Annotated in this window: 14 protein-coding genes and 1 other RNA gene; 8 read left to right on the top strand and 7 right to left on the bottom strand. The window is 63.9% G+C overall.

All coding sequences use genetic code 11. The annotated features are described in order from the left end of the window. Positions 1-286 precede the first annotated feature (286 nt). From AC6H34_RS21050 to serB, 5 genes are all read right to left on the bottom strand, one after another. Positions 287-1,495 carry an efflux RND transporter periplasmic adaptor subunit gene (locus AC6H34_RS21050; RefSeq protein WP_497541251.1) on the bottom strand — a complete coding sequence of 403 codons (1,209 nt, stop codon included), beginning with the start codon at positions 1,493-1,495 and terminating at the stop codon, positions 287-289. Between the two features lie 46 nt (positions 1,496-1,541). Continuing rightward, the gene (locus tag AC6H34_RS21045; RefSeq protein WP_497540114.1) at positions 1,542-4,736 is read right to left on the bottom strand and encodes an efflux RND transporter permease subunit; all 3,195 of its coding nucleotides are present in this window, start codon (positions 4,734-4,736) and stop codon (positions 1,542-1,544) included. Positions 4,737-5,105: 369 nt separating this feature from the next. Next, positions 5,106-5,615 (bottom strand): dihydrofolate reductase, encoded by a 510-nt coding sequence (locus AC6H34_RS21040; protein WP_497540113.1) that lies wholly within the window; start codon positions 5,613-5,615, stop codon positions 5,106-5,108. A gap of 68 nt (positions 5,616-5,683) precedes the next feature. Further along, positions 5,684-6,637 (bottom strand): thymidylate synthase, encoded by a 954-nt coding sequence (locus tag AC6H34_RS21035; RefSeq protein WP_448146909.1) that lies wholly within the window; start codon positions 6,635-6,637, stop codon positions 5,684-5,686. Between the two features lie 82 nt (positions 6,638-6,719). Beyond that, entirely contained in the window at positions 6,720-7,613 is an 894-nt protein-coding gene (gene serB, locus AC6H34_RS21030) for a phosphoserine phosphatase SerB (protein WP_448146908.1), read from the bottom strand. A 3-nt stretch (positions 7,614-7,616) separates the two neighbouring features. On the opposite strand from serB, the gene miaA reads away from it, so the two are divergent. The 5 genes from miaA to AC6H34_RS21005 all read left to right on the top strand — a co-directional run bounded on the left by miaA (position 7,617) and on the right by AC6H34_RS21005 (position 12,853). Further along, entirely contained in the window at positions 7,617-8,549 is a 933-nt protein-coding gene (gene miaA / locus AC6H34_RS21025) for a tRNA (adenosine(37)-N6)-dimethylallyltransferase MiaA (RefSeq protein ID WP_448146907.1), read from the top strand. Between the two features lie 269 nt (positions 8,550-8,818). Continuing rightward, positions 8,819-9,952, top strand: a complete 1,134-nt coding sequence (hflK, locus tag AC6H34_RS21020) for an FtsH protease activity modulator HflK (RefSeq protein ID WP_448146906.1) — start codon at positions 8,819-8,821, stop codon at positions 9,950-9,952. Next, positions 9,949-10,881: a protease modulator HflC gene (gene hflC / locus AC6H34_RS21015; protein ID WP_448146905.1), complete on the top strand. Its 933-nt coding sequence runs from the start codon at positions 9,949-9,951 to the stop codon at positions 10,879-10,881. The genes hflK and hflC overlap by 4 nt, the downstream gene beginning before the upstream one ends. Before the next feature lie 102 nt (positions 10,882-10,983). Further along, a complete protein-coding gene (locus tag AC6H34_RS21010; RefSeq protein WP_448146904.1) occupies positions 10,984-11,187 on the top strand; it encodes a DUF2065 domain-containing protein in 204 nt (67 codons plus the stop codon). Positions 11,188-11,350: 163 nt separating this feature from the next. Continuing rightward, positions 11,351-12,853, top strand: a complete 1,503-nt coding sequence (locus AC6H34_RS21005) for a DegQ family serine endoprotease (RefSeq protein WP_448146903.1) — start codon at positions 11,351-11,353, stop codon at positions 12,851-12,853. 192 nt (positions 12,854-13,045) lie between these two features. Here the strand turns inward: AC6H34_RS21005 and AC6H34_RS21000 are convergent, their stop codons facing one another. Continuing rightward, entirely contained in the window at positions 13,046-13,645 is a 600-nt protein-coding gene (locus AC6H34_RS21000; RefSeq protein WP_497540112.1) for an SspB family protein, read from the bottom strand. A gap of 56 nt (positions 13,646-13,701) precedes the next feature. Then, positions 13,702-14,053: a transfer-messenger RNA gene (gene ssrA / locus AC6H34_RS20995) on the bottom strand. Positions 14,054-14,135: 82 nt separating this feature from the next. Here ssrA and fumC point away from each other — a divergent pair. From fumC to AC6H34_RS20980, 3 genes are all read left to right on the top strand, one after another. Next, entirely contained in the window at positions 14,136-15,545 is a 1,410-nt protein-coding gene (fumC, locus tag AC6H34_RS20990; protein WP_497540111.1) for a class II fumarate hydratase, read from the top strand. Between the two features lie 103 nt (positions 15,546-15,648). Next, a complete protein-coding gene (locus tag AC6H34_RS20985) occupies positions 15,649-15,837 on the top strand; it encodes a DUF4169 family protein (RefSeq protein WP_497540110.1) in 189 nt (62 codons plus the stop codon). A gap of 9 nt (positions 15,838-15,846) precedes the next feature. Beyond that, the gene (locus tag AC6H34_RS20980; RefSeq protein WP_284314351.1) at positions 15,847-16,062 is read left to right on the top strand and encodes a ribbon-helix-helix domain-containing protein; all 216 of its coding nucleotides are present in this window, start codon (positions 15,847-15,849) and stop codon (positions 16,060-16,062) included. Positions 16,063-16,113 lie beyond the last annotated feature (51 nt).

The raw sequence follows: 16,113 nt of genomic DNA, 5'->3' as shown, positions 1-16,113 counted from the left end.
ATGCCCGCTCCACCGACGACGCCAAACCTACGATAAGAATGTTGCGCAACGGAGCGCTCCTCTTTGCGAAAGTTACGGGGTTTTAGGGGCTTGTGTCGAAGCGGTCAAGCGCTGATTACGAGAAAATAACATTTGCCGCACGTTCCGGCCGCCCGGGACTCAGGATCAGGCTGTCCGAAGCGAATTCTCGGACTAGAGGGGATGGAGCGGGCACCGGCAGAAGAGATCTCCGGATGTCCAGGACCAACCCCAGCCGAGCGCGCGGACGCGCCGCCCAAGGAGCCCCCTATCCCTTTGCCTTCGCAGCTTCCTTGCCGGTGCCCACCGGGCCGGCTACGCGTACCTCATCGCCCTCCTCCAAGCCGTCGGGAGGCGAGGCGATCAGGCGATCATCCGCGGTCAGGCCGGAGCCGATCTCGATCTCGCTGCCGAGGTCCCGGGCGATCGTCACCGGCTTGAACGCCACCTTGTTGCCGGCGGCGACGGTGGCGACGCGCAGTCCCCTCTGGTCGAAGATCAGCGCGCTCACCGGGATGCGGAAGGCCCCCTGGACGCCCGAGAGGTCAAGCTTCACATTCGCATAGGCACCGGGCATCAGTTCGCCCATGGCGTTGTCGACGCTGAGCTGCATCTGGGTGGTGCCGGAGGCGACGTCGACGGCGCGAGCCGAGGCGACCACCGTGGCCGGGAAGGTGCGCCCCTGATATTCGGGCACCGAGACCGTTGCGGCAGAGCCGATCCGCACGACCGGCGCGTAGTTCTGCGGCACATTGATATAGACCCGCAAGGTGTGGACGTCCGACACCACGAACATGGCGCGCCCGGCATTCGAACCGGCGGCGATCAGATCGCCGACGTCCGTGTTGCGCTCGGTGATCAGCCCGTCGAACGGAGCGGTGACCGCCTTGTAGCCCGACAGGACCTGCAGGCGCTCGACATTGGCCTCGCCCGAACTCACGGCCGCCTGCTTGCTGGCGAGGTCAGCGACACGCTGGTCGATCTCCTGCTGCGCCACGGTATTGGAGGCGAGCAACGGGCGTTCCCGCTTTAGCGTGAGATCGGCCAAGGCCTCGGCGGCCTTCGCATTGGCGAGGTCCGCCCGGGCCTGCAGCAATTGCTGGTCCTGGTCGGGCGCCTCGATCTCCGCCAGGACCTGGCCGGTCTTGACGCTGGCGCCGATGTCGACCTTCCAGTCCTTCACATAGCCGCTGACACGCGCATAGATCGGCGCACTGTTGTTGGCCTGCAGGCGGCCGGGCAGGTTGAGGCTCACCACGCCGGGCTTTGCATCGAGCGGCGCCAGGCTGACGGTCGGGACCGCCTGCGCCTCCGTCCATTCGGCGAGCTCGGCGCTGCTCTTCTCGCGGGCGCTGATGCCGGTGTAGACCACGGCCACGGCTCCCGCGAGCAGCAGCACGCCGACAATCCCGAGCGCTCCCCCGGAGCGCCGCCTCGCCGGCCGCGTCACCGGCTCGGACGGTGCAGGGCCCTTCATGGTGCCGGCATCGGCCGGGCTGTCGAGTGCTTCGGCGATGGCGGGCTCAGACATGGCGCGGGGTCTCCTGCAGCGTCACGGGATGGAGCTTGTCGGGTGCCCCGCGGCGCTTGTGGACGAGGGAGAAGACGACCGGCACGAATACCAGGGTCGCCAGGGTTGCGAAGATCAGGCCGCCGATGACCGCACGGCCGAGAGGTGCGTTCTGCTCCCCGCCCTCGCCCATGCCCAGCGCCATCGGCGCCATGCCGATGACCATGGCGAGCGCGGTCATGCAGACCGGACGGAAGCGCACGAAGCCCGCTTCCATTGCCGCGGCGAGTGGATCGCCCAGTTCCTCCAGGCGCTCGCGGGCAAAGGAGATCACCAGCACGGAGTTGGCGGTGGCGACGCCCATGCACATGATCGCGCCGGTCAGGGCCGGCACGGAGAGCGGCGTCTGCGTAACGAACAGCATCCAGACGATGCCCGCGAGGCCCGCCGGCAAGGCGCATATGATCACGAAGGGATCGGACCACGACTGGAAGTTCACGACGATGAGCAGATAGATCAGCACGATGGCACCGAGAAGGCCCAGAAGCAGGCCGACGAATGCGCTGTTCATGGTCTGCACCTGGCCAAGCAGCACCACATTGCTGCCCCGGGGCACCTGTGCCCTGGTATCGGCGACGACTTTCGCGATATCGGCCGCGACGGCTCCCAGGTCCCGCCCCTGGGTCGTCGCATAGATCTGTACCATGGGCTGGATGTTGTATTGGGAGACCACCGCGTCGCTCTTGCTGCGGGTGACCCTGGCCACCCCTCCCAGGATCGGAAGAGAGGCCGTGCCGGCCGCCGTGATCGGGATGGTCTGAAGGGCGCCGAGGGTGTCGACCTGGTATTGCGGCGTCTGCATCACGATCGGATAGGAAACGCCGTTCCTGGGATCGAGCCAGTAGGTCGGGGAAACCTGGCTCGAGCCCGCAAGGTTGACGACCAGGGAGTTGGTGACATCCTTCTCGGTCAGGCCAACATATTCGGCCTGCGCGCGGTCCACGTCGACGTTCAGAGTAGGATTGGCATCCGACTGCTGGATGCGCGCATCGGCGACTCCGGGAATATGACGCAGCCTGCCGAGCAGCACGTCTGCATATTTGAAGTCGGCCTCCAGATCGTTGCCGCGCACCTGCAGGTCGATCGGCGCAGGCGCACCGAAATTGAGGATCTGGCTGATGATGTCCGCGGGCAGGAAGGAGAAGGTCACGCCAGGAAAGCGCTGTGGCAGTTCCTCGCGCATCTTCCGGACATAGGTGTCGGTCGGGCGGTGATCCTCGGAAAGCTTGATCTGGATGTCGCCGTCCTGGGAACCGATCACTCCGGTGTTGTTGTAGGCGAGATTGATGCCCGAGATGGGCATGCCGATATTGTCGACCAGCGTCGAAAGCTGGTCGGGGGGGATGATGCCGCGGATCGCCTTCTGGATCTCCGCGAACTCCCCGGCGCTCTCTTCGACCCGCGTACCGACGCGCAGCCGCACATGCATGAGGATCTGGCCGGTATCGACGGCAGGGAAGAAGTTGCGGCCAAGATAGGGCGTCAGGACGAAGGATGCCAGGACGAAGGCGAGGAAGCCCACGATGAAGATCGCCCGATGCCCAAGCGCGAGATCGAGCAGGCCGTGATAGCCCGTCCGGATGCGCTCGAAGCCCGCTTCGAAGCCGCGCTGAAACAGCACCAGCGGGTTGCGCGTGCGCGGCCGGCCATGAACACCGTGGTCGACATGGGGCCTGAGCAGGTAGTTGCACAGGGTCGGCACGAAAGTGCGTGACAGGATGAAGGACGAGATCATCGCAAACATCACCGCCTCGGCCATCGGCACGAACAGGAAGCGGGCGATACCGTCCAGGAAAAACATCGGCACGAACACGATGCAGATGCACAGCAGCGAGACGAAAGCGGGCATGACGATCTGCTGGGCTCCGTCGAGGATGGCGGTGCGCACGTCCTTGCCGTGTTCGAGATGCCAGTTGATATTCTCGATCGTCACCGTCGCATCGTCGACGAGAATGCCGACTGCGAGCGCCAGGCCGCCCAGCGTCATGATGTTGAGCGTCTCGCCGATGGCCGACAGCGCGATCACCGATCCCAGGATCGCCAGCGGGATCGAGGCGGCGATGATGACGGTCGAGCGCCAGCTGCCGAGGAAGAGCAGGATCATCAGGCTGGTGAGCGCGGCCGCAATCACGCCCTCGCGCGCCACGCCCGCAATGGCGCCGCGCACGAAGATCGACTGGTCTCCCAGCAGCGAAACCTTGAGGTTGTCCGGCAGGGTCGAGGCCATCTGGGCGAGTTGATCCTTGATGCCCTGGATGATGGCGAGCGTCGACACGGAACCGTTCTTGAGCACCTGCAGGAGTACGGAGCGTGCGCCGTCCACGTGCACGATGTTGGTCTGCGGCGGGTTGCCGTCCCGGACGCTCGCAACGTCCTTGATGTAGACGATGGCCCCATCCACCGACTTGATCGGCAGATTGGCGAGATCGTCGAGGGATGACGGCGCGTCGTTGAGCTGGACCGCATATTCGTAGTCGCCGATCTTCTCGGTGCCGACCGGCGTGATCAGGTTCTGGGCACCGAGCGCGTTGGCGACGTCCTGTCCCGAAAGACCGCGCGCCTGCAGGGCGTAGGAATTGAGGTCGATCTGGATCTGACGCGACTTGCCGCCGAACGGATAGGGGATCGCCGCGCCCGGCACGGTGACGAGCGGCGTACGGATCGTCTGCAGGCCGAGATCCGCGAGGCCCTGCTCCGTCATGCCTTGCCCCGAGAGGGCGATCTGCAGGATCGGCACGGTGGAGGCGTTGTAATTGAGGATCAGCGGCGGGGTGATGCCCGCCGGCATCTGCTTAAGCACCGTCTGCGACACGGAAGTGACCTGCGCATTGGCGGTACGAATGTCGACGTTGGGCTGGAAGAAGATCTTGATGATGCCGAAGCCATTATAGGAAGTGGCTTCGATGTGCTGGATGTCGTTCACCGTCGTGGTGAGGCCACGCTGGAACGGCGTGGTCACGCGGCCGGTCATCTGGTCCGGCGGCAGGCCCGTATACTGCCAGATCACGCTGATCACCGGAATGCGGATATCCGGGAAGATGTCCGTGGGCGTGCGCAGCGCCGCCAGAGGCCCGATGATCAGGATCAGCAGCGCTAGGACGATGAAGGTATAGGGACGGTTCAGGGCAATGCGAACGAGTGCGATCATGCAGCCGGGCCTGAGTCCACGTCCTGCCGCCCTCCCCCTGAACAGAGCGCCAAGCGTGAAACGAATGATGAGAAGCCCCCGGCCGCGCAGCGACAGGCGGAGCCCATTTCCCATGACACAGGTCGCGCCTGGATGAGATTCACAGCCTCGTGAAGTATTTCTCCAACCTATTCAATAGGTTGCCGTCTCGGGCGGCCCTGCAATCCGAAGCTGTGCCGCCGGCTCCGAAGCGTATGTCCCTATCGTTGAAATCACTCGGCAATTCGCAATGTTTCGAAACGAGCGCGCTGTTCAGCAAAATTCCAGAAACAAAGTTCAAACTTTTTTGTGCGACGCAACAGTCACCGTGATTTCGACGGACCGCAGGCGCTATCGCCGCTGCCAGGTGACGACCTCGAAGGAAGCGTCGTCGCCTTCGCCGCGTGGAAACGCAACACGCGAGACTTCCAGCCACTCGGTCGGCGATACCGTTGGGAAAACAGCGTCGCCCTTCGCCTCCAGGTCGAGTTCCGTGAGCAGCAGCCCGTCCGCCTTCGCCAGCGCCTGCGCGTAGATGGCCGCTCCACCCGCGACGACCACGGCATCGGCCCCCATCTCGGCCGCTATTTCCTGGCCCCGGGTCAGTGCCGTTTCGAGCCCGTCGGCGACTTCCACCCCCTCGGCCGCAAACGCCTTGTCGCGAGTGACCACGATGGTTCGGCGTCCCGGCAGGGGCCTTCCGATGGACTGGTAGGTCTTGCGGCCCATGATCAAGGGCTTGCCCATCGTAGCCGCCCTGAATTGCTTCAGGTCGGACCGCATGCGCCATGGCAGGCCGTTGTCGACGCCGATGACGCGATTATGGGCCATGGCGGCGACCATGATGACGGGAACAGGCATGGCGGCTCCTGGAAGTGCGGACATCCCTGCGACACTCTAAGGAAGTGTCGGATGGTCCGCTCTCTCGCTCACACAGCGATCGGCGCCTCGATGGCGGGATGGCACTGGTAGCCTTCGATGATGAAATCCTCGAACTTGTAGTCGAGGATCGAGGCAGGCTTGCGGGCGAAGCGAAGAGTCGGCCAGGGCAACGGCGTACGGCTGAGCTGTTCACGGACCAGATCGCCATGATTCTCGTAGACGTGGGTGTCGCCGCCGAACCAGACGAACTCACCCGGTTCGAGATCGCATTGCTGAGCCAGCATGCGGATCAGCAAAGAGGCCGTCATGATGTTGTAGGGCACGCCTAGGCCGACGTCGCAGGAGCGCTGGTGCAGGAGACCGGAGAGCCGCCCGTCGGCAACGAAATACTGATAGGTCGTATGGCAGGGCGGCAGCGCCATGCCGTCCAGTTCGGCGACGTTCCAGCCCGTGAACATCAGCCGCCGCGACGTGGGGTTGGTGCGAATGTCGTGCACCAGCCTCGCGATCTGGTCGATGCCGGCGGGATCGCGCCGGTAGAGTTGCTCCTCGCCCTGGACGTCGGTGGGCACGAAGAGCGGCCAATGCCGCCATTGCGCGCCATAAACGGGACCGAGATCGCCCCAGCGCTCGGCAAAGGCCTCGTCGGCGACGATGAGGGCCTCGAAATCCTTCTGCGAGATCTGGTCTCCCGTCTCGCGCCGATATTTGGCGAGCGGCCAGTCCGTCCAGATCGTCACCTTGTCCTTGAGCAGCGGCCGGATGTTGGTGCCGCCGTCGAGGAACCACAACAGCTCCCGCACGATCGTCTTCCACGAGACGCGCTTGGTGGTGAGAAGCGGCATCGTGCCGTCCGAAAGGTCGAAGCGCAGCGTCTGTCCGAACAAGGCGCGGGTGCCCACGCCCGTCCGGTCGCGCCGGGGCGACCCCTCGCGCCAGACTCGCTCGAGGAGTTCCAGATAGGCTTGTTCAGGATGCGGTTTGCGGGTGCGATCGAGCATGGGCTCTATATAGCCTCCGAAGAGCGATTCCGCGATGGCTGTTAGCCGTCATCCACTGTCGCAGAAGCAGGCTAACAAATATCTACCCCCTGGCGATCTCCTTGATGGAATAGCCCTGCGCATAGAGCAGCGCCGTCAGGTCGCCATGCTCGACACGCATGCGCGCCGCAGCCGCCACAGCGGGCTTGGCGCGATAGGCGACCCCGAGCCCGGCCTCGCCCAGCATGGCGAGATCGTTGGCGCCGTCGCCCACCGCCATCGTATCGGAAGCGGCCAGCCCCCTCGCCTGGCGCAGGCGTTCGAGATTGGCGCGCTTGGCCTCCTTGCCGAGAATCGGCTCCGCCACCTCGCCGGTGAGGCGGCCATCCTCGACCATGAGGACGTTCGAATGGTGCTCGTCGAAACCCACCATCTCGGCAATCCTGGCGGTAAACAGCGTGAAGCCTCCCGAAACCAGTGCGGAATAGGCGCCGTGCGCCCGCATGGTGCGCACCAGTTCCGGCCCTCCGGACGTCAGCGTAAGCCGCTCGCGGACCACTTCGTCAGCTATGCTCTCCGGCAGGCCTTTCAGGAGCATCACGCGCTCCCGCAAGGCCGGTTCGAAGGCGATCTCACCGCGCATCGCTCGCTCGGTGATCTCGGCCACCAACGCCTTGGCCCCGACGAAATCCGCAAGCTCGTCGATGCATTCCTGCCCGATCATGGTGGAATCCATGTCGGCGAGGAAAAGATGCTTGCGCCGTCCCTCACCTTCCTGCACCACCACATCGACCGGAATGCCTGCCAGCGCCTCGCGCAACCGCGCCTCGATGGCCTGCGGCGCGCCATCGGGCTCGCAGGCGATATCGGCGGCGATGCCGGCGGCGAGGAGCACGGGAGCCTGCGGCGCGCTCAGCGCCTCGGCGGCCCGGGCGAGCGCCTGGGCGTCGATGGCGGGCCGGTCGGGGTGGGAGATCAGCGTGGCGACAAGGGACATGTGGTGACTGCCAGACAATTCGATGCGGTGCTTCTGGCAGGTCCGACAGCCAGCGGCAAGTCGGCTCTCGCCCTCCATCTCGCCGAGCGCTTCGGCGGAAATGTCATCAACGCCGACTCCATGCAGGTCTACCGCGATCTCCACATCCTCAGCGCCCGTCCGGATGCGAGCGAGACGGCGCGTGCCCCACACCTGCTGTACGGCCACGTCGACGGCGCCATCAACTATTCGGTCGGCCGCTGGCGCGAGGATGCGGCGGCGGCGCTGGACTCGACACGTCGCGAGGGGAGGCTGCCCATCGTGATCGGCGGCACCGGGCTTTACTTCAAGGCTCTCGAACAGGGACTCGCCGATATGCCGGCCGTGCCGGATGCGGTGCGTGAAGCGATCCGCCTGAAGGCCGAGCCTCTGGAGACGCCGACCCTCCACGCCTGGCTGGCGAAGGATGATCCCGGGACAGCGGCTCGGCTGAGACCAAGCGACCGCCAGCGCCTGATCCGCGCGCTGGAGATCTTCGCGGCGACGGGCCGCGCCCTCTCCTCATGGCAGCAGGAACCGCACTCCCCGCCCCTGCTCGACGCCTCGCGCTGCCTGCGCCTCTTCCTCGCGCCCGAACGCCAGGTCCTCTACACCAGGATAGACCAGCGCTTCGACGCGATGATCGAACAGGGCGCGATCGAGGAAGTGCGTGCGCTCGCCGCCCGCCGTCTCGATCCCGCACTGCCAGTGATGCGCGCCCACGGCGTCCCCGGCCTGCTCCGCTATCTCGGGGGCGAGATTTCGCTCGCCGAGGCGATCGAGGGAGCAAAGGCAGATACCCGCCACTATGCCAAGCGGCAGTTCACCTGGTTCCGTCATCAGATGCCCGGCTGGCGATTCATTTCCCCGCAGGAAGCCCCCGAATGGGCTGTTGGGAGCCTGATGAACGAAATTTAACCAGCCCGCCGCCAGGAAGTGCGCCCGGCCGCCCGGAGATAGGTTTACATAGAAATATCAATGCCATGCCGATGAAGTTTCGCTTGGGGGCGAGAAGAAGGCGGGCATGCCCCAATCTTGGAGCGGGCTCATAGAGGCTTGTTTCCAAACGAGCTTTCGGATTGATCGAAGGGGCTGCGTTCCTATATGCAGCTTCTTCATGGCCCTTTCTGCCTCCCAGATCGGGATTTCGCCATGATGATGCAGACGACGATTTGAAGGACCCAGACATGCCTTGGAGTAACCAGAGCGGCGGTGGAGGCCCCTGGGGGAGCGGCGGCGGCAATGGCAGCGGCGGGCGCCCCGGTGGCGGTGGCCCCTGGGGCGGTGGTCCGGCCGGCGGCGGCGGTCCTCCGCCCGATCTCGAAGACTGGCTGCGCCGCAGCAAGGACGGCCTGAGAAACCTGCAGGGCGGCGGCGGTTTCACGCCGCGCAACATCGCCATCGGCCTGGTGATCCTGATCGTCGTCTGGCTTCTCACCGGCTTCTATCGCGTACAGCCCAACGAAGTCGGCCTCAATCTCGTCTTCGGAAAATATGTTTCGCTGAGCCCGCCGGGCCTGCGCTACAACATTCCCTATCCCATCGGCACGGTCGAAAAGCCCACCGTCACCAATGTCGAGACCATCAATATCGGGGCGCGCGGCGACAACGACAGCAACAACGAAATGCTGACGGGCGACGAGAACCTCGTCAATATCGGCTTCACCGTGCAATGGCAGATCAATCCTGCCAATCCGCAGGACTATGCCTTCAATCTCTCCAATCCGCGTGGAACGATCCGCGCCGTTGCTGAAAGCGCGATGCGCGAGGCCATCGGCCAGCGCAACATCACCCCGATCCTGACCGGCGACCGCCAGGCGATCGAGCAGCAGGTCCAGGTGGAAATGCAGCGGGCGCTCGACAGCTACAAGGCCGGCGTCCTCGTCCGCCTCGTTCAGTTGCAGAATGTCGATCCGCCTCCGCAGGTGATCGATGCCTTCCGTGACGTCCAGGCGGCCCGGGCCGACCAGGAGAACACCGTCAACCAGGCCCAGGTCTACGCCAACAAGGTGATCCCGGAAGCGGGCGGCCAGGCGGCGAGCATCACGCAAAGCGCCGAGGCCTATCGCGTCCGCACGGTCGCCGAAGCAAACGGCGAGGCCACTCGCTTCAACGAGGTCTACGCCGCCTACAAGCAGGCCCCGGCCGTGACCCGCGAACGCATGTATCTGGAAGCCATGACCGCCATCCTCTCGGATACCAACAAGGTGATCCTCGACAACAAGGCGCCGGGCCAGGGCATCGTGCCCTATCTGCCGCTGGACCGCCTGATGAAGCAGCCGCCGGCTCCCCAACAGCCCCAGCAGGGAGGCGCCCAATGAGATCGCCCATCGCTACCGGCGGCCTGATCGCAGTTGCGGCCGCCTTCATCCTCGTCTTCCTGTCGGCCTATACGGTCACCCCGCGCGACTATGCCCTGCCGCTGCGCTTCGGCGAGCCGCTGCCGGCCAAGATCGAACCGGGCCTCTACTGGAAGTGGCCGTTCATCGAGAATGTCGAATACATCAACAAGCAGGTGCTCGATCTCGACTCGACCCCGCAGGAGATCATCGCCAGTGACCAGAAGCGCCTGAAGGTCGACGCCTTCGCCCGCTATCGCGTCAAGGATCCGCTGCGCTTCTACCAGACCTCCCGTTCGGAAAAGGGAGCGGAATTGCAGCTGTCCTCGATCCTGTCCTCGGCCGTGCGCCGCGTGCTTGGCCAGGCCACCTTCGCGGCCGTGGTGCGCGACCAGCGCGCCAACCTGATGGAGAAGATCCGCAGCGACGTGAACCGCGAGGCCGATGGCCTGGGCATCGACGTCGTGGATGTGCGCATCCGCGGCGCCGATCTGCCGGACGCCAACAGCCAGGCCGTCTACAAGCGCATGCAGTCGCAGCGCCAGACTGAGGCTCAGCAGATTCGCTCGCAGGGCACGCAGAACGCCCAGATCATCCGCTCCGATGCCGACCGCCAGGTCGCCAAGATCCTCGGCGAAGCCCGGGGCAAGGCGTCGGCGACCATCGGCGAGGCCGACTCGGCCAAGGCCAAGATCCTGGCCGACGCCTATGGCAAGGATCCGGAGTTCGCGCAGTTCTACTTGTCGACGCGCTCCTATGTCGAGACGACGAAGCCCGCCAACACGCAGGTCGTGGTGAGCCCGGATTGGGATTACTATCGTTACTTGCGCTCGCCCGCCGCTCCCGGCCCGGGCCCATCAACCGGGGCCCCTGCCCCAGCGGCGCCCTCGGCCTCGGCGCCTTCGCAATAAGCTTGACGCCAGCCCTAGATAAAGCTCCATTGCGCCGGCCGCTTCCTTGCGGCCGGCGTTTTCATTGAATACCAAGAACCGTGCGTATCATGTGTGGGGCGGATGGGCAGTTTCTCTTTCGGCGATTTCATTACGGCACTCGGTCTCGCCTTCGCGATCGAAGGACTGGTCTTTCTTGCTTTTCCTGACCCCGTGCGGAAGATGATGGTCTCGGTCGCCACCTCCCCCAATGCGCAGCTGCGCATCGCCGGTTTTATCTCCGCCATCATAGGCATCATCATCATCTGGTGCGTACGAGGACTGTGACGACCCTGTTTCGAGTGCCTATGGGAACAGGATGGGACACAACATTGCGTGAATGGCAGCAGGCGTCACGCTCGCGCCGCATTCAACCCTTGAAATCCACTCGGATTGCTCACCACATCAGCGGCCAATCAACCTGGACAATGCCGCATCCACCGAGGACTCTATGCTGATCGACTCCAAGAGCCTGATGCGCCGCAGCGGCGCCGTCGCCCTCGCCGCCCTGCTCGCCGCCAGCCCGGCCGCCCTGTTCGCCCCGCCTGCCTTCGCCGCCGCCGGCCCCCCGTCCGTCGCCGACCTCTCGGAGCAGTTGATCGATTCGGTCGTCAACATCTCGACCTCCCAGACGATCACGGCCGACAACAACAATGACGACGATGAAGATGCTCCCCAGCAGCCGATGCCCAAGCTGCCTCCGGGATCACCTTTCGAGGACTTCTTCAACCAGTTCTTCAACAAGGACGGCAAGGGCGCGCCTCCACGCCCGCGCAAGACCGAGGCGCTCGGGTCGGGCTTCGTCATCGACTCCTCGGGCATCATCGTCACCAACAACCACGTGATCGACGGCGCCGACGACATCGAGGTCAATTTCAACGACGGCAGCAAGCTCAAGGCCAAGCTCCTGGGCCGCGATAAGAAGGTGGATGTCGCCGTCCTCAAGGTCGACCCGCCGAAGCCGCTGAAGGCCGTGAAGTTCGCGGACAGCGACAAGGTGCGCGTGGGCGATTGGGCGATGGCCATCGGTAACCCGTTCGGCCTGTCGTCGACGGTGACGCTCGGCATCATCTCGGCCCGCAACCGCGACATCAATTCCGGGCCCTACGACAACTATCTGCAGACCGATGCCGCCATCAACAAGGGTAATTCGGGTGGCCCGCTGTTCGACATGAACGGCGACGTCATCGGCATCAACACCGCCATCATCTCACCCACGGGTGGCTCCATCGGCCTCGGTTTCTCCGTGCCCGCCGCTACCGTGCAGCCGGTGATCGACCAGCTGGAGAAATATGGCGAGACGCGCCGCGGCTGGCTCGGCGTGCGCATCCAGGCCGTGACCGACGATATCGCCGAAAGCCTCGGCATGGATCACGCCCAGGGCGCGCTGATCGCCGGCGTCGACGACAAGGGTCCCGCGAAACCCGCGGGCCTCGAACCGGGCGACGTGATACTCAAGTTCGACGGCCACGACATCAAGGAGATGCGCGATCTTCCCCGGATCGTTGCCGATACCACCGTCGAGAAGCAGGTCGAGGTCGTGATCCTGCGGAAGGGCCAGACGCTGACCAAGACCGTCACAGTGGCCCGGCTCGATGAAGGCGACACCGTAATCAAGGCTTCGGCCGAACCTGTCGTGCCAGCGAAACCGAAGACCGCCAAGGCGTTGGGCCTCGAAATATCGGGGCTGACCAAGGAACTGCGCGACCAGTTCAAGCTCGGCAGCGACGCCAAGGGCGTGCTGATCACCAAGGTGGACGATGGCTCTGCTGCCCAGGACAAGCAGGTCAAGCCGGGCGACCTCATCATCGAGGTCGGCCAGCAGAGCGTGTCCAGTCCGGATGATGTGACCAAGCGGCTGGACGATCTGAAAAAGACAGGCACGAAGCAGGCTCTGCTCCTGCTCTCGAACGCACAGGGCGAGCTTCACTTCGTGGCCCTGGCGCTGAACTGAGCGCGGGTGCCATTTTTCGCACCGGTAGCCTGATCAAACAAAAGCCCCGCTTCAGCCACTGGAGCGGGGCTTCGTGTTTCCAAGGCACAGTGGTGCCGGATCGAACGACGATCCGCCATCCGGCGCAACTCCGAAGGAGACCCGGCGCGGCGCCCCGCGATCCCTCCTCAAGCCGCCCCGATCGGCCAGGCGCTACTTTTTCTTGCGGAAATGGTCGAGGCTGACGATCTTTTCGTCCTCGGCAGGCTTGTCTTCATCCGATGGCTCGGGCGGCGCTACCGTCTCCTCGTCCTGCGCTGCAGCAGCCTTCTTGCCGCGGGCCGGCTTTGCTGGCGCCTCCCTCCGGACCTCGACCGCCTCGGCGGGCGACGGGACGGCCCGTACGGCCGGCGCTGCCGGCTTGGCTTCCGCCACCGCCTCTTCCTCTTCGGGCTCCTCGTCGACCTCGAACTTGACGCCGAAATCGACGGACGGATCGAAGAATGCCGTCACGGCCGCGAAAGGCACCGTGAGGCGCTCGGGCGCATTGCCGAAGGAAAGCCCGACCTCGAAACCGAAGTCGCTGACATTGAGATCCCAGAACTGGTGCTGAAGGACGATCGTAATCTCCTCCGGGAACTTCTCCGCAAGGCGCGCAGGAATGCTGACGCCCGGATATTGCGTCTTGAAGGAGATGAAGAAGTGATGTTCGCCCGGCAGGCCCATGCGCGCGGCGTCGGCCAGCACGCGGCGAACCATGCCGCGCAGCGCATCCTGAGTCAGGAGATCATAACGGATATGGTCAGTACTCATCGCGCTTCTTTACCAGGCCGGCTCATTGGAAAGGCCTGCAGGCAGACCGGAAATGAAGTGGAGGCTTCTGTTGCCAGGTGCCTCCGAACCCCGCCTGCCGGTGCTACCCGTCAGGACTTGATTTCGGTCTAGTTACCGCTTACGCGGCAACCGCAACCGGAGCATAGTTGTCGTTGGCAACTATTGAAACGGCCCGATATCGGCGGAACCATGCCGAGCGAAAGCACACCCTTTACACCCTCGTCGATCCTGTTTCGCCCCCGCCGCAGCCCGCGCGTGACGGGCTCTGGTGGAGGCGCCGGGTACTGCCCCCGGGTCCGATAGGTTTATTCCGATGACCATTTATCGCCATAGCCGGCGCGAGCCGGCAAAGAGAATATAAGCTGCCTGTTCGGGAGAAAAAAGAGGCGATTGCCGCTTACGCATGCTTTCCTCAGGATTACGCAGCCTTATTTGAACGAACGTACCACGGGCCACACAGGAGAAGACGATGAACGAGCGCGCGCAGGCCACTCGCCGCGAGAGCGATTCCTTCGGTACCATCGAGGTTCCCGCCGAACATTATTGGGGTGCCCAGACCCAGCGTTCGCTGCAGAATTTCCGCATCGGCGTCGAACGGATGCCGCGGCCGCTCGTCCATGCGCTCGGGCTGATTAAATTGGCCGCCGCACGCGCCAACAGGGAACTCGGCGCGCTCGATGCGCGTTTGGCAGACGCGATCGAGCGTGCGGCACGCGAGGTTGCGGATGGCAAGCTCGACGATGAGTTCCCGCTCGTGGTCTGGCAGACGGGTTCGGGAACGCAGACGAACATGAATGCCAATGAGGTGATCTCCAACCGGGCCATCGAGATGCTCGGCGGCGCGATGGGGTCGAAGACGCCCATCCACCCGAATGATCACGTCAATCGCGGGCAATCCTCCAACGACACCTTCCCCACGGCAATGCACGTCGCCGCGGCTGTCGAGATCGAGAAGCGCCTGCTGCCGGCCCTCACGCAGCTGGCGGAAGCGCTGGAGCACAAGGCCGAGAGCTTCAAGGACATCATCAAGATCGGACGTACCCACCTCCAGGACGCGACGCCGCTCTCGCTCGGCCAGGAGTTTTCGGGTTACGTGACCCAGCTCCGCCACGGGATCCGGCGGGTGGAGGCAGGGTTGTCGGAGTTGATGCCGCTCGCTCAGGGCGGCACCGCCGTCGGCACCGGCCTCAATACACGCGAGGGCTTTGCCGAGCGGATCGCAGCGGAGCTCGCCAGCCTCACCGGCCTGCCCTTCGTCACGGCTGCCAACAAGTTCGAGGCGCTGGCCACGCATGACGCGCTGGTGTCCGCCCACGGTGCGCTCAATACCGTCGCCGTCAGCCTGTTCAAGATCGCCAACGACATCCGCCTGCTCGGCTCCGGACCTCGCGCCGGCCTGGGCGAGTTGATCCTGCCCGAGAACGAGCCGGGTTCTTCGATCATGCCGGGCAAGGTCAATCCCACCCAGTGCGAAGCGATAACGATGGTCTGCACGCGCGTGTTCGGCAACCATGCAAGCATCACCTTCGCGGGGAGCCAGGGACATCTGGAGCTGAACGTCTTCAAGCCCGTGATCGCCGATGCCGCGTTGCAGTCCGTACGCCTCCTGGCCGATGCCGCGAACAGCTTCCGCGAGCACTGCGTCGAGGGCCTGGCTGCCGATACCGCGCGAATCAGCGACCTGGTTTCGCGTTCCCTGATGCTGGTGACGGCACTCACGCCGATCATTGGCTATGATAAGGCAGCTTATATTGCGAAGGCTGCCCATCGAAACGGTACTACGCTACTTCAAGAAGTAATGGCAGCGAAAATAATGGACAAAAAGGCATTTGAGGAAGCGATGAGCCTTGCACGGATGATCACAACAGATAAAGAATGATCAAATGAATGTTTTTAACCAACCTTTATATAGCGTAAGCTGTATCTAAAAAGGTAGCAACGGAACTACTCATGCAGGAGAAAATTTCCCCTCGGGTAAATATATGGTCGAGATCATAAATTTAAGGAGAGCTCGCAAGGCTCAGGCAAAGAGGAAAGCCGAGCAGGAGGCTGCGCGGAACCGCACTCTACACGGGTTGTCACGAGCACAGAAAGAAAGGCTTCAGGCGGAGAATAGAGATGCTGAAATTCATCTCGACCAACACCGGCTGGAGCCCAAGTATGAAGAGTGATTGGCTGCCATGAAGAGCAAAGTTGTAAAACGATCGATAGTCATCGCCGGGCACAAGACGAGCGTGTCTCTGGAGGATGCGTTTTGGGATGCTTTGAAGGAGCTCGCCGCGAAACGCGACCTGACGCTCTCCGACGTCGTTGCCGAAATCGACGCGACGCGGGCCCAGGGCAATCTGTCGTCAGCCATTCGCCTGTTCGTATTGGAGAACGTTCGCCGCGGCTGAGAAGGCAGAGCATCCGCCGCCCGCGCCTTTCCCCCGAATCGTTCCTGCTCC

The organism is Labrys sp. ALF-8, from assembly GCF_059699065.1.
This window is presented reverse-complemented; position numbering and strand designations above follow the sequence as displayed.